Annotated in this window: 21 protein-coding genes; 5 read left to right on the forward strand and 16 right to left on the reverse strand. The window is 61.8% G+C overall.

The window, feature by feature from the left end; translation table 11 throughout:
* Window positions 1-362: 362 nt before the first annotated feature.
* On the forward strand, window positions 363-2,891 hold the full coding sequence (locus tag C463_RS18510; protein WP_152422374.1) for a hypothetical protein: 2,529 nt from the start codon (window positions 363-365) through the stop codon (window positions 2,889-2,891).
* 339 nt (window positions 2,892-3,230) lie between these two features.
* On the opposite strand, the gene C463_RS17515 is transcribed toward C463_RS18510, so the two are convergent.
* From C463_RS17515 to C463_RS05705, 9 genes are all read right to left on the reverse strand, one after another.
* A complete protein-coding gene (locus tag C463_RS17515) occupies window positions 3,231-3,890 on the reverse strand; it encodes an HNH endonuclease signature motif containing protein (protein WP_080510776.1) in 660 nt (219 codons plus the stop codon).
* A 256-nt stretch (window positions 3,891-4,146) separates the two neighbouring features.
* The gene (locus tag C463_RS18515) at window positions 4,147-4,626 is read right to left on the reverse strand and encodes a hypothetical protein (protein ID WP_152422375.1); all 480 of its coding nucleotides are present in this window, start codon (window positions 4,624-4,626) and stop codon (window positions 4,147-4,149) included.
* Window positions 4,627-5,308: 682 nt separating this feature from the next.
* Window positions 5,309-5,863 (reverse strand): hypothetical protein, encoded by a 555-nt coding sequence (locus C463_RS18520; protein WP_152422376.1) that lies wholly within the window; start codon window positions 5,861-5,863, stop codon window positions 5,309-5,311.
* A 103-nt stretch (window positions 5,864-5,966) separates the two neighbouring features.
* The gene (locus C463_RS18525) at window positions 5,967-6,992 is read right to left on the reverse strand and encodes a hypothetical protein (RefSeq protein WP_152422377.1); all 1,026 of its coding nucleotides are present in this window, start codon (window positions 6,990-6,992) and stop codon (window positions 5,967-5,969) included.
* A 179-nt stretch (window positions 6,993-7,171) separates the two neighbouring features.
* The gene (locus C463_RS05685) at window positions 7,172-7,525 is read right to left on the reverse strand and encodes a type II toxin-antitoxin system PemK/MazF family toxin (RefSeq protein WP_008441855.1); all 354 of its coding nucleotides are present in this window, start codon (window positions 7,523-7,525) and stop codon (window positions 7,172-7,174) included.
* A gap of 3 nt (window positions 7,526-7,528) precedes the next feature.
* The gene (locus C463_RS05690; RefSeq protein ID WP_008441857.1) at window positions 7,529-7,795 is read right to left on the reverse strand and encodes an AbrB/MazE/SpoVT family DNA-binding domain-containing protein; all 267 of its coding nucleotides are present in this window, start codon (window positions 7,793-7,795) and stop codon (window positions 7,529-7,531) included.
* Between the two features lie 64 nt (window positions 7,796-7,859).
* A complete protein-coding gene (locus C463_RS05695; RefSeq protein WP_008441858.1) occupies window positions 7,860-8,255 on the reverse strand; it encodes a CopG family ribbon-helix-helix protein in 396 nt (131 codons plus the stop codon).
* A gap of 257 nt (window positions 8,256-8,512) precedes the next feature.
* Entirely contained in the window at window positions 8,513-9,430 is a 918-nt protein-coding gene (locus C463_RS05700; protein ID WP_008441859.1) for a hypothetical protein, read from the reverse strand.
* Between the two features lie 83 nt (window positions 9,431-9,513).
* Window positions 9,514-10,383 (reverse strand): CheF family chemotaxis protein, encoded by an 870-nt coding sequence (locus C463_RS05705; RefSeq protein ID WP_008441877.1) that lies wholly within the window; start codon window positions 10,381-10,383, stop codon window positions 9,514-9,516.
* A 252-nt stretch (window positions 10,384-10,635) separates the two neighbouring features.
* Between C463_RS05705 and fer the strand changes: the two genes are divergently transcribed.
* The 3 genes from fer to C463_RS05720 all read left to right on the forward strand — a co-directional run bounded on the left by fer (window position 10,636) and on the right by C463_RS05720 (window position 12,899).
* A complete protein-coding gene (fer, locus tag C463_RS05710) occupies window positions 10,636-11,025 on the forward strand; it encodes a ferredoxin Fer (RefSeq protein WP_008441896.1) in 390 nt (129 codons plus the stop codon).
* 219 nt (window positions 11,026-11,244) lie between these two features.
* A complete protein-coding gene (locus tag C463_RS05715) occupies window positions 11,245-11,667 on the forward strand; it encodes an Htur_1727 family rSAM-partnered candidate RiPP (RefSeq protein ID WP_008441908.1) in 423 nt (140 codons plus the stop codon).
* Window positions 11,664-12,899, forward strand: a complete 1,236-nt coding sequence (locus tag C463_RS05720) for a TIGR04347 family pseudo-SAM/SPASM protein (protein WP_008441910.1) — start codon at window positions 11,664-11,666, stop codon at window positions 12,897-12,899. Before C463_RS05715 ends, C463_RS05720 begins: the two co-directional genes overlap by 4 nt.
* Window positions 12,900-12,920: 21 nt before the next feature.
* Here the strand turns inward: C463_RS05720 and C463_RS18965 are convergent, their stop codons facing one another.
* The 3 genes from C463_RS18965 to C463_RS05730 form a co-directional block, all read right to left on the reverse strand.
* Window positions 12,921-13,082, reverse strand: a complete 162-nt coding sequence (locus tag C463_RS18965; protein ID WP_158294456.1) for a hypothetical protein — start codon at window positions 13,080-13,082, stop codon at window positions 12,921-12,923.
* A gap of 55 nt (window positions 13,083-13,137) precedes the next feature.
* Window positions 13,138-13,758, reverse strand: coding sequence for a helix-turn-helix domain-containing protein (locus C463_RS05725; protein ID WP_008441911.1), 621 nt, complete (start codon window positions 13,756-13,758; stop codon window positions 13,138-13,140).
* A 112-nt stretch (window positions 13,759-13,870) separates the two neighbouring features.
* A complete protein-coding gene (locus C463_RS05730; protein WP_008441912.1) occupies window positions 13,871-14,920 on the reverse strand; it encodes a cell division FtsA domain-containing protein in 1,050 nt (349 codons plus the stop codon).
* Between the two features lie 123 nt (window positions 14,921-15,043).
* Between C463_RS05730 and C463_RS05735 the strand changes: the two genes are divergently transcribed.
* Window positions 15,044-15,877: a geranylgeranylglycerol-phosphate geranylgeranyltransferase gene (locus tag C463_RS05735; RefSeq protein WP_008441913.1), complete on the forward strand. Its 834-nt coding sequence runs from the start codon at window positions 15,044-15,046 to the stop codon at window positions 15,875-15,877.
* A gap of 95 nt (window positions 15,878-15,972) precedes the next feature.
* Here the strand turns inward: C463_RS05735 and yciH are convergent, their stop codons facing one another.
* Genes yciH through C463_RS05755 form a run of 4 tightly spaced genes read right to left on the reverse strand, consistent with a single transcriptional unit; the run spans window position 15,973 to window position 20,843 of the window.
* Entirely contained in the window at window positions 15,973-16,266 is a 294-nt protein-coding gene (gene yciH / locus C463_RS05740; RefSeq protein WP_004596695.1) for a stress response translation initiation inhibitor YciH, read from the reverse strand.
* A gap of 53 nt (window positions 16,267-16,319) precedes the next feature.
* On the reverse strand, window positions 16,320-18,614 hold the full coding sequence (locus C463_RS05745) for a transglutaminase family protein (RefSeq protein ID WP_008441914.1): 2,295 nt from the start codon (window positions 18,612-18,614) through the stop codon (window positions 16,320-16,322).
* A complete protein-coding gene (locus C463_RS05750) occupies window positions 18,611-19,771 on the reverse strand; it encodes a DUF58 domain-containing protein (RefSeq protein ID WP_049905602.1) in 1,161 nt (386 codons plus the stop codon). The genes C463_RS05745 and C463_RS05750 overlap by 4 nt, the downstream gene beginning before the upstream one ends.
* A 31-nt stretch (window positions 19,772-19,802) precedes the next feature.
* Window positions 19,803-20,843, reverse strand: a complete 1,041-nt coding sequence (locus tag C463_RS05755; protein WP_008441916.1) for an AAA family ATPase — start codon at window positions 20,841-20,843, stop codon at window positions 19,803-19,805.
* Window positions 20,844-20,910: the final 67 nt, after the last annotated feature.

The following is a 20,910-nucleotide window of genomic DNA, read 5'->3' on the forward strand; positions in this document are numbered from 1 at the left end:
AGGATTGGGCTCTCGCTTTTTTACGGAACCGTTGGTATACGTTGTGTATTGTATTGAGTATGTTTGTGACCGCCTCTTCTGGGTTTCTGCTAACAAAGACGAGAGTCTCATCGTTCTGTATCAAGCAATGTCCACCTATAGGAGAGAAGGGGTAGTGTTGAAGTATAACTACGACAGTTTGGTTCCGACGGAAAGGTATGGAAAATAGTCAAAGAGAGGTTATGGAAACATCTCGGTCTCAAAATAGTATAGAGCGGTAACACTCTATCGGGATTTCATCTTGAGTTTAGCTGTGGCCGTGCTCTACAGAACTTGTATTTTCACACACAACTGATAAGTATAAAGCGAATGTCGGATGACATATGTCAGACGGAGTTAAGAGAGACATTAACTCACTACTTGAGAATGTCCCCTCCGACTATGCCAAATACGAAGACAAGTGGAGTGAGACATACAGCGATAAGTTCAGTAATATTCTGAGCGATATCGATAGGGATACGCTTGATGTAGTCTGTGAATTTGCCGGTGTTGATATGGCTGGAGGGGGGATTTTCTCCGAGCTGGTGAAAAAGAGCAAAGAATCTGTATTTCTATTCACGCTGTATCGGTTTCTAAACGATAAACAGCTCTCAGCACGTGAGCTAGCGCATAAGAGGGGAGAACAAGTTACGCAGGGAACAGAATACCGGTACGTCATCGAGAGAATTCTTGACGGCGATAAGAACATCGTCTATCAAATTCTGCTGTATAGCGAATGGCTTGACAGTAACAACAAATCCCGCTATAATGTCCGGAATACGATTCCTGATGACTACGAGAAACGGTTCGAGGATAATGCCCGAGGTATCCAATTAAGTCTTTCACGAGGAACAAGAGCACAGAATTTCAGGTATAGCAACAAGGGTAAACTATCCTTCACAGAGTCTACAATCTTTGCCATTTCACGTCAAACGTCCGATACTGAAAAATTAGATGTGACGGGCGCTCAAAGGAGAAGAGACGTTCGAAACGTGTTCTTGGAGGTCGATATTGAGGCAGAACAAATCACAATCGATACCAAAAGTAAGGGAATCAGGGAAACACTTCTGACCAAGATTGAGGAGGTATTCTCGATATTAACTGCTGAGGCGGATTTAGTTGATGACGAAGACAACGTGTCTCGGTCACGGTTTGAGAAAGAATTCGCAAGACATGATATAGATGATGATGAGGAAATTACACTACTAAACACGGAGTTCAGAAATACCAACGTTCAACCGTCATTACCGATTTCTGTCTCAAAGAAATCGGCTGAGCGGGAAATCAGGCCAGTTCTATCGGCACTCTCTGAGGAGATAATTAATATTGAGCTGACAAACATACGGCGATTCTGGTTCCGGTGTGAGGGTGTTGATGTTCGTGTGACTATTGAAGAAAATGTGGAAAACGGTTATCTCCGTTTAAACTCCATTATTAAAACCCGCTCTGAGCGAAAAAGCAGTCGAATCAGAAAGAAATTCGAAGATGTATTCGGGATTCCACTCGACAAGAAGATACCCCTCCATTGGATTACCAAGGCTCGGGCCGACCTGATTTCGAGGATGCTGAAAGGCGTTTCATATTGGGGAACTCGCTATATCCAAGATGATGAATTGACTGACGCTCTTGTTAACGACCTCAGTGTACTGAATCGGACGGAAGTGAATAGAACACAGTGTGAGGGATGTGAACGTTTCTATAATCGAGCACATGACGATTGTCCGAATTGCGGAAATGATTTGAGAATATTTGATACCTCTTTTGAGTTGGACCTTTCAACGAAGGGAGTTAGAAGCTATATTCGGGAGAAAGCGAAAAGTGAAAACCTAGTCTATTACGGGGTAAAGCGAGAGAAAATCTATGGTAACGGATATGATTTCCTGCAGATAGGGGCTGGGAGCGATATTGTTCGTGTTTTCCTAAATACACCAGACTCAAACCTTACTTCTGGAAGCGCGGACCATCTCCGAAAAAGTATCCAGCCAGTCTTGGTGGTGAATCCGGGAACGGTTATAGACGAATCTCTAATTGAAGAGGTTACGTCTGAAGTATTAGACTTGAGTGAAATGATAGATAGGGACCTGAAAGGTTCATTGGGTAATGACTACATTTCACAGAAAGTTGGAAGAGTCGCTCGAAATACACAACAGAGAATTACAGATAATGCTGTGGATGCATTCAAACATATACAAGAGGTGTGTTCAAATCCTGAAGACCATAGGGGAGAAGAATTTGAACAAGATGCTTTTCATATCCTGAAACAGACAGTCTCAAGCCTTGAGCAGTGGGGAACTAAGAGAACAGGAAACCAACCAGATGGTTTTGGGGAACTCTTCTTCTACAAGGGTGACCGGAACTATTTCCGTTCATTTGCTTATGATGGTAAATTCACCACCTCTGACGAACTGAGTATGCCAACAAAAGAGGCAGCTACTCTGAGCGATTACGCTCTTCGAATTTATAAGAGTGAAGAAGTACAGAAATCTAATACAAAGTTCCGAAATTTCGTTGTGATTACCAACGCAGAGCCCGGGAATTTCGGGTCGGTTGGGGCAAAAAAGCTCAATCGAATGCAGAGCTGGGATGGCGTTCCAGTGTTAATGCATTCCGACTTCTTACTGGCACTCCATATCGGCTTTAATGAGAATTCGGAGGCTATTCGAGATAATATTCATCTCTTCTACGAACAATTCTACAAAACCCTGAATGGGGGCAAAATGTACCACCAAGATATTGATAAAGAATTCTTCGTACACGTTACAAAAGATGACGTAGAGCCGCTCTTCGAGAGCATTGATGACAAAATGGAGGAGAGCGGGCTTGATATTACTGAACTACGAGAATTTCTTGAAGAGGACATAATTCCAGTATAGCCGCTTTAGAGGCCGGCCACGTTGGCACGAATTTCAAAGATAGTGTATCTGTAGGAGGTCGCTCCGGATGATAGCGCTGTGAAGTCGGTTAACACACGATAACTGTTCAGAACCACGAAAACATAGGCTCAGTAGACGGTGAGAGGAGATGTGGTAGCAGTGTCTGCTACGGTAATAAGCCGAACTAAGAGAACAACTAGTGGCCGATGTCCGTGTTCGTCTTCTATTTACACGTATTTGAGTAGAAATTTCCTAGAAAAGACCGCTGATGAGTTGATTGATTTCAAATGAACTCATCAAATCCTAGTGACTTCGACTGGTGGATACCTATATTGAGCTCTACCGGTCATAGAAGCGGTCAATCTCGTCTTGTGGAGGTGTAAGTTCCGGAGAGAACGACTCGTCCATGTGTATCTTATTATGGCAGGACCGGCAGACAGTCACAATCTCTTCGGGATAGTAGCTCACGTGGTGGCGGATAGTTCCATCCCATTCGAGACGGTCCTCACAAACTTCGCAGAAACGGCTCGGCAGAAACTCACGCTCACACTCTTCTGAACAATATTTCTTGTCTGCCCGCATGTCAGTCCCACAGACACGGCAATAACCATCGGGCCATCCTAGCGGGTTTGAGATTGTGTCATCATCGGCAGAGCTGAATCCCTGACCGAGCCCTGCGTAGAAACTCAGCCGAAGCGGGACTCGGTGACCCAGTAACCTTCCGCGCTCTTTCTTCAGCATCCGCCGTTTCGCCCAATTCGGCATTGTAAGTTCGATATTCCAATAAAAAAGTGGACGAGTATCTTCCCAGATTTTCACCTGCGGTGTTCCACGCATATCCATAAAGAACGTAACACCGCCAGTTTTCTGAAAGTAGAACAGATTCGGCTTGTTCTGGGACTCCCGATATCCCGCTTGTTTCAACCGCGCACCGTATTCACAGAGTTCATCATAGATATGCGAATAGATGTCGTTACCAAACTTATCGATGGGCTCCATAGTTTGTCTTTCTCCCTGTTGAGTCACAGTATAATAACATAACTCGTTTGGAATTCTTATCAGGTGACAAGTTCTGATTTGCTGTAGTCAGTATAACATCCCATCTATCGATGAGTTGTAGAGTGACAAAGTAACGAGAGTGAGCGGAAGAATATGGGTGACACCATTCCTATCACGTTCGAAATCGAGACTTCGGGCTCCAAGCCCGACTCAGTGGTTTGTTATTGACTGGAAGTTTCAACAGGGCCGTTTGTTTCTACTTCATTTCTGCTTCAGCACATTTTCGTTGGTCATGATAGTGCTGTCTGAGATTCTCACTCGATTCACCACAAGTTGGACAAAAGCCGTTTAGCTTCTGTTGTAGAATACGTAGTCCTTCACTGAGGTCGCGTGGTTCCGAACCAAGAACATTGCTCGCCGTGTAGACAGTTGTCCCCTCGGGGCCATTTATGTGGCCGGGACCAGAGAAAGAAGCCAAAACTGAGTATGGTGCCCGGAACGTGATTCCATCATCAGTTGTCAATGATACGTGTGAAGCTGGCGCGACATCAAGCCAGTCCTCATAAGATTCGGCTTCCCCCGTATGAACTGTAATAATCAGTTGTGTGACTTCGGATGCTGTTTGAAGGTGGTCAACGTGGATTTCAGCAATATAATCGAATTCGGCATAGACAGTTTCGACAAGAGTTTCGAGAGAAACCTCATCTTCTTCTTCTGGTTTAATTTTGTTGCTCATTGCTATTGTTCGCCCTTTTCGGGCAGACCTTGCTTCGGAGTCGAACCGAAGTTAATACCGGTCAAGGACTGTTACGTGTAATTTGATAGTGTACATCCGAATATAACTATATCGTTAGAATTCCCAATTATTTTGGAAGTGGTCACATAATACAGTAGAAATAAGTGGTTTATTTGGTCCAGAATTCCAACACACCGTTGTAATATTCTATAATGCTCTATACAGACTCAAACCGACTCGGTCTTACTCAGATATCCGTGACTAAGTACAGAGTTCCAGATACATAGCAGAATCTGCTACTCGTTGTTGCAAATCGAATAGATTCTTTAGTACCGGTCGATACTCGACTGCGATTGGAGACCAGAGGACGAGTTGTCTTCCTCTTGAGTCCACTTGTTCAATCCATCCACAGTCTCGTCACTTACGCGCACTTTGGCCGCACTTGACGATGAGTCTGGACCCCAAAGACCGAATACACGCTTTCCCGCCTGATACTCTTCGTACTCCTCGGGAAGAAGGTAGACCCATCCAATCTCTTCATGGTCACTCTCGTCACGACCACAGATGAGTGCGGTATCGGGGTATCCAACTGGTTTCACCGCAATCGCATAATTCGTGTTTCGAGGTGGGTGGTCTTGACAGCGAACAATTGCCATATTGTCAATGAAAAAGTGACTGTGAACTAATCGGTGATTGGGCAGAGTAATTCGATTTCTTCTTCGCTGAGCTCTTCCTTATCAGGAAGTTGGTTTTCAAGTCGTTCTTTTGTCCCAGAATCACGTTCTAGTGCCTCGTGAAATTCCTCAAATTGCATCGGATGGTTATATTCAGTCTCTTCAAAGAGCCAACTGTCCTTACTGAACTGCGCTAAATCTTCAGTTAAGACATTTTTCGTGGCATCATGGATTGTCTGAATGATTTTCGCACGAGGACTATCAGACTCTAAGGGCGTACAAAAGTCGGGTAAACTGTAGGCAACAGTTCTGTTCCCATACCTAACGGTGTTTCTGCGGTTTATGCCGTCCATCTCCTCAAGTGTATGCTTGATATCGGTCGAATACGCACCGTATTTATATGGCTTAAATTCAGCCTTAGTAACGCGACGGCTGTAGTTGGTTATTGTATAGACTTCAGTATAGAAAACCAGCTTTTGGATTCGAGTTTCGTAAAGTTCGTCGTAGAGACTAAGAAATTGCTTTATTACAGTCTCTAGAGTCTCCCGCTCGTCCCCGCTCATAGAGACTTGTCGTGTGAATGGCATATGTGTTACACCATTTTATCCTTACAGGATTCCGCTGTGGTATAGTTCTATCCCCAGCGTTATCGCTCTTTTGTTTTGATTAGTCATCTTCACTATCATCAGAGAAACCAGTTCTATTCCTCACAACCGTACAAAAATCAGCGATAAGATACTCGATGAAGTTCCGTTTGTAATCTCCTGCCGCATCAACAAAAATCACGACCATAACGCTCATGACGGCAATTACGACCCCCAATTCATCCCTATTCAGTAGTTCAAACACTATTGGATTGTAATCAAGCGGAGCCGGAACAATGGGAGGAAATAGAGTTAGAAGATATGCTAGTATCATAAATAGAAGCACTACCCACATACCACGGCAGAAAGAGTAGCGTGCCTGAAAACCATTAGCGCGTCCTTGCTCTGCAGTCGAGACTAACGAGGCAATCATTGAGTAGAGTTGTCTATATTCAATCTCCTTCTGCGTCACAACAGCATTAGCGGGTACGCCCTCTAATTTCCCTAAATTAATCCCAAACTCATCTTCGCAACACTGACTGAACTGTTCATATGAGATATTGGGGAAGCTGGACAATCGTTTTGTTTCATCACTAAAGTACCACCCTAACTCGTCTTCAAATAGACGGCGATGACTTTTGAACGAGTCATGGATGCCCCAATATCTACGAATAAACCACCGTGATTTTGTTAATGATTCTACAATATATCTAACAGCATATCGAATCCAGCGTAGAATGAGCCAGTTGAGAGGCCAATAGAAGCAGTAGCCTATGAGATAGAATATCGGATGGTTCTCTCGAAACTCTTCACGGACAAATCCGTCCATATAGTATCGGTTATAAGTCTCTCTGCCTACCCAGTAGAGTATTTTCTCAACATTGTCAGCAAGTGTGTGAACTGCCTGACCGACAACAAGGCCTGTAAATACGAGGATGAGAGCGATTGTCGCAAGAACTGTGAAGGTTACTCCATTTTGGCTTTGTGAGAGCAGTTGAGTCGGTAATCCCGGAAAAAGGCTAGCTAACCCTGTAATCAAAACAATACCCGGGACAGACTTACCTAAGAAATCGTAAGACCCCAACACCCCTGCGACACGTGTTGGCATTCAAGCAGATACTGAGTGGCACTAATAATGATAGTAACGATAATTCAACTAGAATACACCCTGTTGGAATAGATGTAACATTACGTTCGTTATCTTATATCGGTGAGGTTGAGGATTATCTCACAGAGAGATATTATGGATTTCAGCTACCTGAACAAGGTCGAACAGCGGGAGAACCGCTAAAGCTCTCGCAGCCCGAGGCTGTATCTGAGCGCCTCGTCGACTTCCTCCAGCCGAGCGTCCGGAACGGAGCCGACATTGTCCGCGATTCGGTGTCGGATCGACACCGTCCGGACCTGACTACAGAGCGCGACCGAGTCCTCTCGAAGCGGTGACTCCGCGGCCGAGACGGCCACTTCGAACGGATACAGCTCTCCTCTTTGCGCGGTCGTGAACGGAACGACGATTGTCGTCGGCGCGTTCTCGTTCCCGACGTCGTTCTGGACGACGAGACACGGTCGCGTCCCCCGCTGTTCGGACCCCTCCGTCGGGTCGAGGTCGACGATGACGACGTCGCCGCGGCGAACGTCCATCGGTTACCACTCCGGTGCGTCGTCGAGGTACTCGTTCGCCTCGCGAGACGCCTCGGCCATCTCCTCGGCGAGGGCCTCCGACTCCGCCGCGCGCCGCCGGTACCCCTCGGCGACCTCCTCGCGGCTCACGGGCTTTTCGATGGTGATCTTTCCGTCCTCCTCGTGAACGAGCACTTCGTCACCGCCGCGGATACCCAGCTTCTCGCGCAGTTCCTTCGGGAGGGTCACCTGTCCCCGTTCCCCGACCGTCCGTTCCTCGCGTCGGCCCATACGTATTCATATCATATTCATACACTTGGTCGTTTCGCTCTCGACGACCGCCTTGGACGGTGGGCTACTCGTCGCCGTCGCGGATCAGCATCACCTTCACCCGGCGAACGGCGTCGAAGTCCCGGAGTCGGTACGTCAGCTCGCGGACGCGCTCGGCGTCCCCGCGGCAGAACAGTGATTCGAGACACCACTCGCCCTGGTGGGTGTGACTCGTGTTGAGGATCACGTCCTGGTACTCGTGTTGGGCGCCGTGGAGCTCCCGAATCACGTCGTGGTGGCGGTAGTCGAAGCCGACGAGCGCGACGACCTCGCCGGACGTGTCTTCGAGCCGCGAGTGCGACTCGACGAACTCCCGCATCGCCTCCCGCACCGCCCGCGACCGGTTCGCTATCCCCTCGTCTCGCCACGCCCGGTCGAACTCCTCGATCAGCTCGTCGGGGATGTTGAAACTCGTTCTCATTACCTCGTCGTCGGACCCGCGGACACAAGAGGGTCGTTATGACGATTCTCGCGGTTCGGTACTAACAACCAGTAAACGGTCCCGTTCTCGGTCCTCGACCAACGATGCTCTCAAGCGAACTGCTCGGACTGTTCCCGGTCGCGGTTCTGCTCGGGGCGGTCCACGCGATCCGGGGACCGCGACGGGACCGCGGGTCACCGGAATCGAAAGAACGCGAGAAGGCAACTACCGCACCGAGACGGGGCCGCGCGGTCCCGTCAGCGTCCGCCGCCGGTCATCGCGACCGGTTCGTCTGCGTCGGCGTCGGGGATCTCCTCCGCCACGGGCTCGCCGCTCGACGCGGGGTCGGTCGCGGTGTCCGTAACGCCGAACTCCGTCCACAGCGTGGCGACGACGACCGCGTACGCGACGAGGTCGTAGTGGACCGCGCCCTCCAGCCCCGTGAACGCGGTGAGCGTGCTGTATCCGTACAGCGCGACGACGCCCCCGACGAACGCGACCTCGTTGGTGAACTCGCCGTCCCGCACCGCCGCGGCCGCGCGGCGGATCACCGGCCCGCAGGCGACGAGGAACGCGATCCCCGAGAGCGCGCCGAGGTTGATGAAGAAGTGCGTCGTCATCGACGAGTCGAGGATCGACTGGAGGTACTGGACCGTCACGGGGTCGTAGAACAGCCACTCGACGCGGGTCGGGTACAGCACCGCGATGTACGGCGTCGCGACCATCAGGCCGAACAGGGTCGCGACCGCGACGCGGGCCGACGCGAACTGCGCCGCGCGCCGCGACTCGAACGCCTCGTCGCCGGACGCGACGACGAGCCCGCACGATTCGAGTACCTCGCGGAGCGCGCCGCGCGACAGCGACGGGTCGTGGTGGACGCCCACCGTCCCGTTGCGCCGCGTCGCCGAGGCGTCGCTGACGCCGTCGACGTCGCGCAGGACCGCCTCCAACAGCCCCTCGCGGCGGTCGGTGTCGATCCCCTCGACCGAGAACGTGTCGTGGTCGTGGTCCGCCGGCACGCGGGCGATCCGCGGTCCCGACCCGACGGCGTCGCCCGGGGCCGTCTCACCGCCGGGCGAATCGCCCTCCCCCGCCTCGCCGGGCGCGTCGATCCCGCGTTCGCGGACCACGGCGTCGAGCGGCGTCTCGCCGCCGCGGTGGTCTCTGTCTCCCATGAGAGATACCTACGGTTAGAGGAGCTTGAAACTTCCCCCGGGCCGGAGCGTCGCGTCGGGCTCGAATGCGGGGCGTCCGGTCGTCAGGCGTTCACCGATTCGAGGTAGGAGCTGACGATCATCTGTCCCTTGCGGGTGAGCGCGGCCCCGCTCTCGCCGTCGGCGACGAGGTTCTCCTCTCGGAGCGTGTCGAGGATCATCGACGTCTGCGCCACGTCGCCGGTGACCACGTCGGCGATGTTCGCCTCGCCGCCCGCGGAGTAGATGGAGACGAGGATCTCCAGCTGCTCTTCGGTCGGGTCGAACGAGTCGAGCTCCTCCATCGCCTCGTCGTACTCGATCTTGATGTACCGGCCGAGGATGTTGAGCGCGCGCTCGTTCGGCACGGTCGCGATCGACTCGACCGTTCGACCGTCCTCGACGTGCCGGAAGACGAGCGCGGGCCGCTTCTTTCCGCCGAGGGTGCGGTCGGTGCGCTCGTAGTCGATCACGGCGGAGAGGTCGACGGTGAACGGCTCCGGACAGTTCTCGAACCGGATCTCGCCCGGCGACACCGACACCGAAGCCCGGTGGTCGCTCGCGTCCGTGACGCGCCCGCCGACCTTCGCCGGGTGCCGGACGGTGACCGTCACGTTCCGCAGCAGGGCCGTGAACAGCAGCCTGACGAACTTGTCCATGTCCTCGGGCTCGCCCTCCACGAGCGCCGAGCGGCGCGACCCGTCGCGCTCGTACGCGACCGTGACGCTGTCGTTGAAAAACGAGCGCAGGTCGCCCGGGACGCTCCCGACGACGACGTCGAAGACGCGCGAGAGCGGGACCGTCTCCTTCCCGTCGTCCGTCGCGATGACCAGCCGCCGCTGGCTCAACAGGACGCGGCCCGTCACCGGGTCGTCGGTTCCGAAACTCGCCGCGTGGACGCGGCCGACGAAGTCGGCGACGACGGACTCTGCCATCAACGATACCTGTGCGCCGTACGCTATTTATTGTTACTCACGCCGTATCAGTCGTGATAACCGACTGTCACGCGAACGGCTGCGGACGGATCCCCGCGGCGAAGACGGCGGCGACGGCCGCGATCGGTGGGCTCAGAACCCCACCGTCGCCGCCGAGACGAGTCGAACGTGTTCGGTCGGCGGCGTCCGATCTCGGAGCGGTCGGGTGGGGAACAGCAAAGCCTAATGAGGTGGGCTTCAAACCAACAGGTGATGCCCACAGTAGAATACCTCAACTACGAAGTGCTCGACGACCACGGCTGGGCGATGGACGACGACAACCTCTTCGAGGAGGCCGCCGACGCCGACCTCGACGCCGAGGACTACGGTACCCTCGAAGTGAACCAGGGCGAGTACATCCTCGAATCCGCCGAGGCACAGGGCTACGACTGGCCCTTCTCGTGCCGCGCCGGCGCCTGCGCGAACTGCGCGTCCATCGTGAAGGAGGGCGACATCGAGATGGACATGCAGCAGATCCTCTCCGACGAGGAGGTCGAGGAGAAGAACGTCCGCCTCACCTGTATCGGGAGCCCGGCCACCGACGAGGTCAAAATCGTCTACAACGCGAAACACCTCGACTACCTGCAGAACCGCGTCATCTGATCGGACCCTCCTTTCCGCGGTAGCAGCCGTTCTCACCCGGGACCGCGCCGCTTACGGTCCTCGCATCTCACCTCGATTCGGTAGCGGCGAGCCTCCCGATCGCCCGCATCTCTTCGGAATCTGGTCGCGTCGACCTCCGTCTCCCGAACAGGTTCGGCCGAATTTCGCGGCCGTGAAAACGCGCGAAACCCCGTTCGGGGGACCGTCCGTATCGGGGGTATGGTCGAGAAGACGGACCGAAGCGAGAGCGCGAACGGGCCCCGGTCGGCCGACGGTCGCCGGTTCGAGGTGTTCGTCCGCGAGGAGGAGTCGGACCCGCTCCGCCACGTCGGCACCGTCGCCGCGCCGACGCCGGACGTCGCCCACGAGGAGGCGAGCAAGCTCTTCGCGTGGTACGCCCGCGACGTGTGGGTGTGTCCGGCCGCGGAGGTGTCCCGGTACTCCGCGGAGTCGCTGGCGGGTGACGGGGGCGAGAGCGACGGGGAAAGAGGCGACGAGCCGGAGGGCGACGAACCACCCGCCGGCGCCGACGAGCCGCGCGTCTACGAGGAGACGGAGGGGACCCCGACGGTCGCGTGCGGCAGCGCGCCGGTCGACGACGGGGGAGACGCCCCGGAGCCGCCCGCGGAGGGGTCGCGATGATCTCCGTCAGCAAGCTGCTGTGCGGGCTCGACGCCGAGAGCGACGGGCTCCGGTACGACGCGGCCGACGGCTCGAAGGAATCGCAGATCACGGAGGAGAAACAGCAGCGCCCGGTCGTCGTCTGGAACACCACGAAGCGGTGTAACCTCTACTGCGAACACTGCTACGCGGGCGCCGACGGCGAGGGCGCCCCGAACGAGCTGTCGACCGCGGAGGGGAAGGCGCTCATCGACGACCTCGCCGAGTTCGGCGTGCCGGTCCTCCTCTTCTCCGGCGGCGAGCCGCTCGTCCGCGAGGACCTCACCGAACTGGTCGCGTACGCCGCCGACAGCGGGATCCGGCCGGTCCTCTCGACGAACGGCACCCTCCTCACCCGCGACCGCGCCCGCGAGCTGAAGGAGGCGGGGCTCAAGTACGCCGGCGTCTCCGTCGACGGGCTCCCCGAGCGCAACGACCGCATCCGGGGCGAGGAGGGCGCGTTCGACGCCGCCGTGCGGGGGATCGAGGCCTGTCTCGACGTCGGGCTCAAGACCGGGCTGCGGTACACGATCACCGAGCACAACGTCGACGACCTCGCGGGCGTCGTCGACCTGCTCGCCGACGTCGGCGTCGACCGCTTCTGCTTCTACCACCTCGACTACGGCGGCCGCGGCGCCGACATCTCGGACGTCGACCTCTCGCCCGAGGCGACCCGGAAGGCGGTCACCGACCTCTGTGACCTCACCCGCGAGTACCACGACCGCGGCGAGGAGATAGAGACGCTCCTCGTCGGCAACTACGCCGACGCGGGCCACCTCGTCGAGTACGCCGACCGCGAGATGGGGGAAGACCGCGCGCGGCTCATTTATCAGTACCTCGAACGCAACGGGGGCGACCCGACCGGCGAGCGCGTCGCCGACGTCGACCCGGTCGGCAACGTCCACCTCACGCAGTTCTGGCAGGGGTACTCCCCCGGAAACGTCCGGGACCGCTCGTTCGGCGCGATCTGGTCCGACGAGTCGAACCCGCTCCTCGCAGGGCTCCGCGAGCGGGAGGAACGCCTCTCCGGGCGCTGTGCCGACTGCGCGTACCAATCCATCTGTCGCGGCGGCTCGCGGCTCCGCGCGCTCTCGGCGCACGGCGACCCGTTCGCGCCCGACCCGAAGTGCTACCTCACGGAGTCGGAGCGCGCCGGCGAGGAGGCGCTCGCGCGGATCGACGGCGGGGACCGGTCCGCGCCCGCGGACGACTGAGGCTCGCCCGCCGGCGGGCGCTCACTCCCGTTCCTCTTCCGAGACGCCTCCGGTATCGTACTTCGCCGAGAAGCGCTCCGCGGGCACCTCGCCGCGGGCGACGCCGATGGCGTTGCGCACGAGTCCGACAGCCGCGTCGTCGTGGACCGGCTCGACGGCCGGCGGGTCGTCGTCGTCGCTCATGCCCGGATTGAGGCGCCCGCGCTCCCTCGGCGTCCCGCTTTACCGGTGTATGGTTTCAAGAGGGCTCCGGCCGCTCCGCGCCGTCGAAGACGTCGGTGACCAGCTTCGCCTGCGCCGTGCGGAGCCGCTGGGAGAGCGCCGACTTGCTGATCCCGAGTTCGTCGGCGAGGTCGCTCAGGCGCACGTCGCGGTCGTCGTCGAAGTAGCCGCGGACGACCGCGAGTTCGAGCCCGCGGCGCTGCTTCGGCGTCAGCGCGGAGAGGTCGAAGGTGACCTGCTCGGTCGCGTCCGGCCCCTCGACGACCGCGAGCCGGACGAGCCGCACCCGGTCGACGACCCCGCGGAGCTCCTCGACCAGTCCGCGGACGGCGGCCCGGTCGTCGACGTACGCGGTGACGAGTATCGTTCCGTCCTCGACGCGCCGGAAGTGCGGGACGCAGCCGAGCCGACCGAACGCGTGACAGAGGCAGTCCGCGTCGACCTCGCCGGTCCCGCGGCGGACCTCGCCCTCCGGCGTCGTCACGTCGACGACGCACTCGTCGCCGACCGCGTTGACGGCCACCTCGGCGGCCTCGTCCGCCTCGGAAACGATCGGACAGCCGCGGTCGCCGGTCGGGTCGACGTCGAGGTCGACCCGCAGGCGACGGTCCCCCTCGGCGCCGGCGGCGTCGGACATGGAAGCCGCTACGGACGGAGTCGGTTTTATCTTTCGGCGAATTCCCGGGACCTGACGCGGCGCTCGGTCGGTTCGGAAAAATCGGGCGGGCGGACGCGGTCGCGTCGTCGCCTCAGTCCTCGGACTCGGGCGCGGCCTCCTCGGCCGCGGGCTCCTCGGCGGCGCCCGAGTCGCCGCCGCTCTCTCCCTCCTCGGAGCGCGCGGCGACGAGCGCGCCGCTGGCGACGCTGTACATCGGCTCGTCGGCCGAGCGCACGCCGCTGATCGAGAACGGGATGTTCGCGTCCGCGAGGTGGTCGGCGAACAGGTCCTCGAAGCCGTTCGGGCTGGAGGTGCCGCCGGTGACGACGACGGGCACGTCGAGCCCCTCCTCGACGTCCTCCTCGTCGACCTCGCGGGTGATGTTCTCGATGACGTAGTCGAGCAGGTTCTCGTAGTAGATGGCGAGCGCGCCCTCGACGCCGCCCACGTCGGTGCGGAAGTCGAGTTCGAAGTCGTCCTCCTTGATGCTCGTCACCTTGTCGACGGGCGTGCCCGTCGCCTGCGAGGTCTGCTCGTCGACCCAGTCGCCCCCGCGGGCGATGGAGAACTTCATGACGGGGACCGCGTAGTAGGCGAGACAGACGTTCGTCATCCCCGCGCCGAAGGAGATGCCGAGGCCGGTGAAGTTGTTGTCGGCGAGTTCGGAGTAGATGACCGCCATCCCCTCGTTGATCGGCTCGGGGTCGTACCCCATGTCGCCGAGCATCGATTCGAGCGTCTTCTCGTGATACAGCGTCGTCAGCCCGGAGTCGATCGGGTCCGCGGGGCTGGAGTAGAACAGCCGCTCGTTGGGCTTCGAGGGCTCGCCGACCACCTGCTCGGTGATCAGCTTGATCATCGGGATGGCCGACGCCTCCTCGCTGGAGAGGATGCCGTGTTGCATCGGCCGGCGGGTCTCCTTGTTGAAGATGTTCGCGAAGTTCAGGGCGTCGTCGCCGACGACGTACACCTTGTCGTCCTTGCGGATGTGGAGGACTTCGCTGCGCGAGAGCATCTGCTCAGCCATGTCGCTGTACTCGATCTCGACGAACGAGTTGCGCTGCTGTACGAACACTGTCTCCGCGCCCTCCTGTCGCCCGGAGAGGATGTTCATCGTCCCGACGTCTAGGCCTTTCGCCATACCCCCCGGTTTCGTTTCGCACGTGATAAACGTTCGTGGCAGACCGTGGCGTACCGCGCGAGGGCTGGCGAGGATCTTCGATCCCCACCGTTTATTCCCCGCGGGCGGGAGTACGCGGACGACGTGCGAGACACGCTCCGCGGCGTCGTCGAACTCGCGCGCCTCGGCAACTGCGTCGCCGCCGGGGTGCTCACGGCCACCGGCGCGTTCGTCGCCGGCGCGAGCGGCGCCGCCGTCCCGACCGCGCTCGCGGCCGTCACGACAGCCTTCGCGGTCGCCGCGGGCAACGCGATCAACGACTACTTCGACCGCGAGATCGACGCGGTCAATCGCCCGGACCGGCCGATCCCGCGGGGCGCCGTCTCGCCCCGGGGCGCGCTCGCGACCGCGACCGTCTGGTTCGCCGTCGCCGTCGCGGCCGCGGTCACCCTCCCGCTGCTCGCGATCGGTATCGCCGCGGTGAACCTCGTCGCTCTCGTCACCTATACGAGCCTCTTCAAGGGGACGCCCGGCCTCGGCAACGCCCTCGTCGCCTACCTCGTCGGCTCGACGTTCCTCTTCGGCGGCGCCGCCGTGGGCGACCCGCACGCGGTCCTCGTTCTCACCGCGCTTGCCGGCCTCTCCACGTTCACGCGCGAGGTGATCAAAGACGTCGAGGACGTGGCCGGCGACCGCGAGGAGGGGCTCGCGACGCTCCCCATCGCGGTCGGCGAGCGAACGGCGCTGTGGATCGGCGCGGCCGCGCTCGTCGTCGCCGTCGCGGTCAGCCCGCTACCGTACCTCACCGGAACGCTCGGCGCGGCGTACCTCGCGGTCGTCGCGGTCGCCGACGCGGTCATGCTGTACGCGACCTACGAGGCCTTCGCCGACCCGGCCGCCGCGCAGCGACGGTTCAAGTACGGCACGTTCCTCGCGGCGGCGGCGTTCGTCGTCGGGCGGGCGGTCGTGGTGGCGTGAGACCGGCGGTGCGGCCGCTCGCGGACGCAACTCGGAGAAAAACGAGAGCGGAAGCGGTTCGAAACGGCGCTCGACGGCGGACGGTCAGGTGACGGTCACGCGACGTTGAAACCTTTGTCGCGGAGGAAGTCCTCCACGCGACCCGAGTGGTTCCCCTGGAGTTCGATGGCGCCGTCCTCGACGGTGCCGCCGCAGGCGAACTTCGACTTGAGATCCGACGAGAGTGAGCTCAGATCCACGTCCTTCGGGTCGAATCCTTCGATGACCGTTACCTCCTTACCGTACCTGCGCTCGTCGATGCGGATGCTGATCTGCTGGGACTCTTTCGCGACGTCTTCGCAGACGCAGAGTTCCTGGGGCAGTCCGCACGTCGAGCAGACTTCCGACATTACAGCCCGAATCTACAGGATGCCCGTATTAAATAGTGTCGGGAAGCCCCCGATCAGCGGACGAACCGCCCGATGAGCGGCAGTCGCTCCAGCGCGAGCCGCCGGACGGCCCGGCGGGCCGCGTCGGCCTCGTCGCGCGTCACGGACCCGGCGTACGCTGCGCGCTCGTACGCCGCCGCGACGGTATCGACGCGCTCGTCGGCGCCGAGCGTCCGGACCGCGTCGACGTAGTCTCGCGCCGTCTCGCCGGGTCGTCGCTCGCGGTAGCGCCCGGCGAGCAGCCGTTCGAGGTCGGCGAACGCCCGCTCGGCGTCCGCCGCCGGGTCGCGGCGACGTCGGGGGAGCACCGGACCGATCCGTCGGCCCGCCCGGTTCGCGAGCCCCGTTCGCCGGACGCCCGCGACGCCGAGGGCCGCGACGAGCAGCCAGTAGATCGCGGTCTCCGGTTCGGGGAGCGGGACTCCGTCTTCGGTCCCGAGGCTCCCGGGGGCGTCGTTGGACGAGAGGCCGTCCGTCCCCGACCCTTCCAGGCGGGAGATGTCGGTGGGAGAGACGCCGCGCGAGCCGTTGGTGTCGTTCGTGTCCACCGCCGCCGGACCGGAGGAGTCGCTCCCGTCCGCGTTCGGTCCCGACTCGTCGTCGGTCGAGTTCGGGCGGTCCGAGTCCGTGTCGGCCTCCGCCTCCCGATCGGGCGCGGACGCCTCCGTGTCGACGTCTTCGGCGCCGTCGGCGCGCGCCTCCGCGAGCCGGGTGTCGCGCGCCTCGTCGCGGGGGTCGGACGGGGTCGGGTCGAACGCCACCCAGCCGTGGTCCGGCACGTAGATCGACACCCACGCGTGGGCGTTCTGTCCGCGGACGACGTACTCGTCCTCGCCGACCTGCTCGCCCGAGGTGTACCCGGTCTCCATCCGCGTGGGGATCCCCTGCGACCGGAGCATCGCCGCCATCGTCGTCGCGAAGTAGACGCAGTAGCCGGCGTCCATCTCGAAGAGGAACGCGTCGGCGACGTCGCCCTCCGGCCGCTCGACGGTCAGCGAGTAGTCGTACTCCGACCGGAGGTACGCCTCGACCGCGGCCGCCCGCTCGTACGGCGACTCCGCGTCCGCCGCCGCGACGATCTCCTCGGTCCGGTCGCCGACCCGGTCGGGCGTGCTCTCGGGCAACTGCGTGTACCGCTCCTCGATCGCCGCCGGGTAGTCGGTGCTGGCGTTCCGGAGCGCCGCGGGCTCGGCGTCGAGGACGCGGCTCTCGACGGTCGCCGTCTCGCTGGGGGCGAGCGGCTCGGCGAGCCGGAGGCTGCCGCGCTCGTCGACCTCGACCGCCTCCCCGCCGGCGGCCGCGACCGGCTTCCACGGCGCCGGGAGCGCGCTCGACTCGGTCGCCGCGGTGATCGTCGTCTCGACGCTGTCGTTCGCTCCCGGCGGGCCCGAGAGCGTGCCGTTGAGCGCGGACCGCTCACCGCTCCTGACCCAGCCGTCGCCGGTGTAGGTGTCGTACGCGCCCGTGTGCCAGTTCCGCTCGACGGGGCTCTCGATCGTGTACCGAACCTCCGGAGAGAGCCGGGTAGAGCCGACGACCTCCAGCTCCTCGTCACCGCTCAGGCTCGACTCCAGCGTCGTCGAGCCGCGGTCGAGCCCCAGCGGGGCCGCCGCGCCCGCCGGGATCACGGTGACGGTCGCGCTCGCGACGACCATCGCCGCGACCACCACGGCGAACGTCCCCGCGTGGCCGCGGCGCCGGCTCGGGGTCGAGAGCGTGGAGAGACCCACGGCGAGCGCGAGGCCGACGACACCGGCGACCGCGGCGCCCGTCCCGGCGTCGCCGGTGAGCACGAGGAACCCGAGCGTCGCGCCCGCGACCGTCGCGCCCGCGACGTGGCGCCCGCGCCCCGCGAAGTAGCCGACGAGAAACGTCGGCACCGGGACCACCGCCAGTACCCAGACGTCCGCGAGCGCCAGCCGCAGCACAGAGAGCCCGGTCGACAGCGCGAGGAGATCGAGGGCGACGCTGCGCACCGTGAACAGCGCGCGCTGGCTCGCCGGGATCGCGAGGAAGTACCCCGCGAGCCCCGCGGCGAACAGCAGTCCGGCCAGCCACAGCGCGGTCCGCTCGCCGACGGCCCGCGCCAGCGCGACCCCGCCGAGCCCCGCGAGCGCGACCACCGCCGCGGTCCGCCCCGTCCCGCCGACGACGTTCGTCACCTGGAAGAACACGGCGAGGTACGCGGCGGCGACGACCGCGACGCCGACGACCGCCGGGTCGGCCATCCGTCGGCCGGTCCCGTTTGATTCGGTCCCGTCGGATTCGGCCCGGGAGAGTCGCTCCCGGAGCGGGGCGTCGCGGCTCACGGCGACGCTACCTCCCGTCGGTCCGGCGGGTCTCCGCCCCGACTCGCTCCGTCGTCACCGACGGTGTCAGCCGACGAGCCCTCTCGCTCGGCCTCGCGCCGCAGGTCGGCGAACGAGACGGACCGATCGCCGGCCCGGAAGCGAGCGCCGTCGGCGTCGGCGACGATCGTCACGTCGGCCTCGTCGTCGGTCACCGCCCCCGGGCCGGTCCGCGCCGCGAGCTCCAGCACCTCGCGGCGGCCGCGGCCGCCCGGGGCCGCCGAGACGCGACCGCCGGGCAGCCGCACGTCGACCGGGACGCCGTCGTCGAGCAGCGCCAGCGCGAGGCTCGCCGTCGCCCGCGCGAGCTCGTCGGCCGCGGCCGCGCTCGCGGAGCGGTCGGCGGTCGCGTCGTCGTCGCGGTCGACCCAGCCGAACCCCGACCGTTCCTCGCCGTTGTGGGCCTCCGTCCCGCCCGCGATCGTCACGCGGTTCCGGGCGGTCTCGGCCGCGAACTCCTTGACGACGATCTCGTCGCGCTTGGCGGTCGTCGCCCAGTGGACGTCGCGGACCGCGTCGCCGCGGGTGTACTCGCGGAGCCGGTCGAACTCCTCGCGCCGGCGGCTCACGTCGACCGCGTCGGCCGCGTACAGCTCGCGGCGGAACCGCGTCGGGATCGGGTCGCGCGGCGGGTACACCGTCACCGCGTCGGTCTCGTCGACGCGCAGCTCGCGCTCGAAGAGGCCGAACACGTCGGTCGCGGTGAGATCGACGGGGCCGAGCGTCCGCTCGCCGCGCTCGCGGTACGTCACGGCGTACGACACCGGCTCGGTGCCCACGGCCGCCCGGATCGGCATCGTCGGCCCGTCGAGCCCGTCGTCCACGCGGACCCGCACGTCGGCGAGGAACGAGGGCGCTGCGGCGTCGCTCCCGACAGCGTCGGGACCGAACTCCAAGCGGACCTCGCGCGTCTCCCCGACGAACCCGTCGGCGGGCGTCACGTGGCGGACGGCGGGGACGTCGGCCCGCGACACTTGGACGTAGCCGGCCGCGAGCGCGATGGCGACCGGGATCACGATGGCGTCGAGCGCGCGCCCGCCGGCGGCGAGCGCGCTGGCGGTCGCGACGAGGCCGACGACGCCGGCGACGCGTCCCCGACGGGTGAGTGCGGGGGTCATCGCCGTGATCGTGGTGTCCACGTCATCGTCGTCACTCCACGCGGATTCGGTCGAGCGCGTCGTCGACGACGTCCGCGCCGTCGGTTCCGCCCGACTCGGTCCGGATGCGGTGCGAGAGCACGCTCGGCGCCTCCGCCTGGACGTCGTCGGGGATCACGTACCCGCGGCCGTCGAGGGCGGCGCGGGCCTGCGACGCGCGGATCAGCGCGAGGCTCCCGCGCGGACTCGCCCCGAGCTTCGCGTTGTGTCGGGTGAACACCGCGAGCCGGGCCACGTACTCCCGGACCGCCTCCGAGGCCGCTATCTCGCCGACGATCCGGCGGGCTGCCCGCACGTCCGCGATAGTGGCCACGGGCTCGACCGAGTCGACCGGGTGGTCGCCGGCGAGCCGCCCGAGGATCGCGGCCTCCTCCTCCGCGTCCGGATAGCCGAGCCGGATCTTCTTCGTGAATCGGTCGACCTCCGCGACCGGGAGTTCGTACGTCTGCCCGGGCTCCACGTCGTTCTGGGTCGCGATCACGCAGAACGGGTCGGGCAGTTTGCGGGTGGTTCCATCCGTCGTCACCTGATTCTCCTCCATCGCCTCCAGCAGCGCCGACTGCGTCTTCGGCGGGGCGCGGTTGATCTCGTCGCCGAGGACGACGTTGGCGAACACCGGGCCGGGCTGGAAGTCGAACTCGTCGGTGCGGCGGTTGAACACGTTGACGCCGGTGACGTCGGAGGGCAGGAGGTCGGGCGTGAACTGGACGCGCTTGAACGAGCCGTCGATCGACCGGGCGACCGACTTCGCGAGCGTCGTCTTCCCGACGCCCGGCACGTCCTCGACGAGGAGGTGCCCGCGAGCCAGCACGGTGACGAGGACGTGTTCGACCGCGTCGCGCTTGCCCACGATCACGTCCTCGACCTCTTCGACGATCCGGGCCGCGAGCGCGGCGACGTCGGCGGGCGTCTCTGGCTCGACCGCCGCGGTGGTGCCGTCCGTCGCCCCCGTCCCCTCGCCGCCGCCCGACTCCGCCTCGGCGTCCGCCGCGGGACCGGCGCCGACCGGTCCCGACTCCCCGGGGTCAGTCATGATCGGCCGGCCTCGTCCGGGTCGGGCCCCCGTCCGGATACGACCGTGCGAATGCTCCCCGTGATCA

It is taken from the genome of Halorubrum californiense DSM 19288, assembly GCF_000336875.1.
Lineage (GTDB): Archaea > Halobacteriota > Halobacteria > Halobacteriales > Haloferacaceae > Halorubrum > Halorubrum californiense.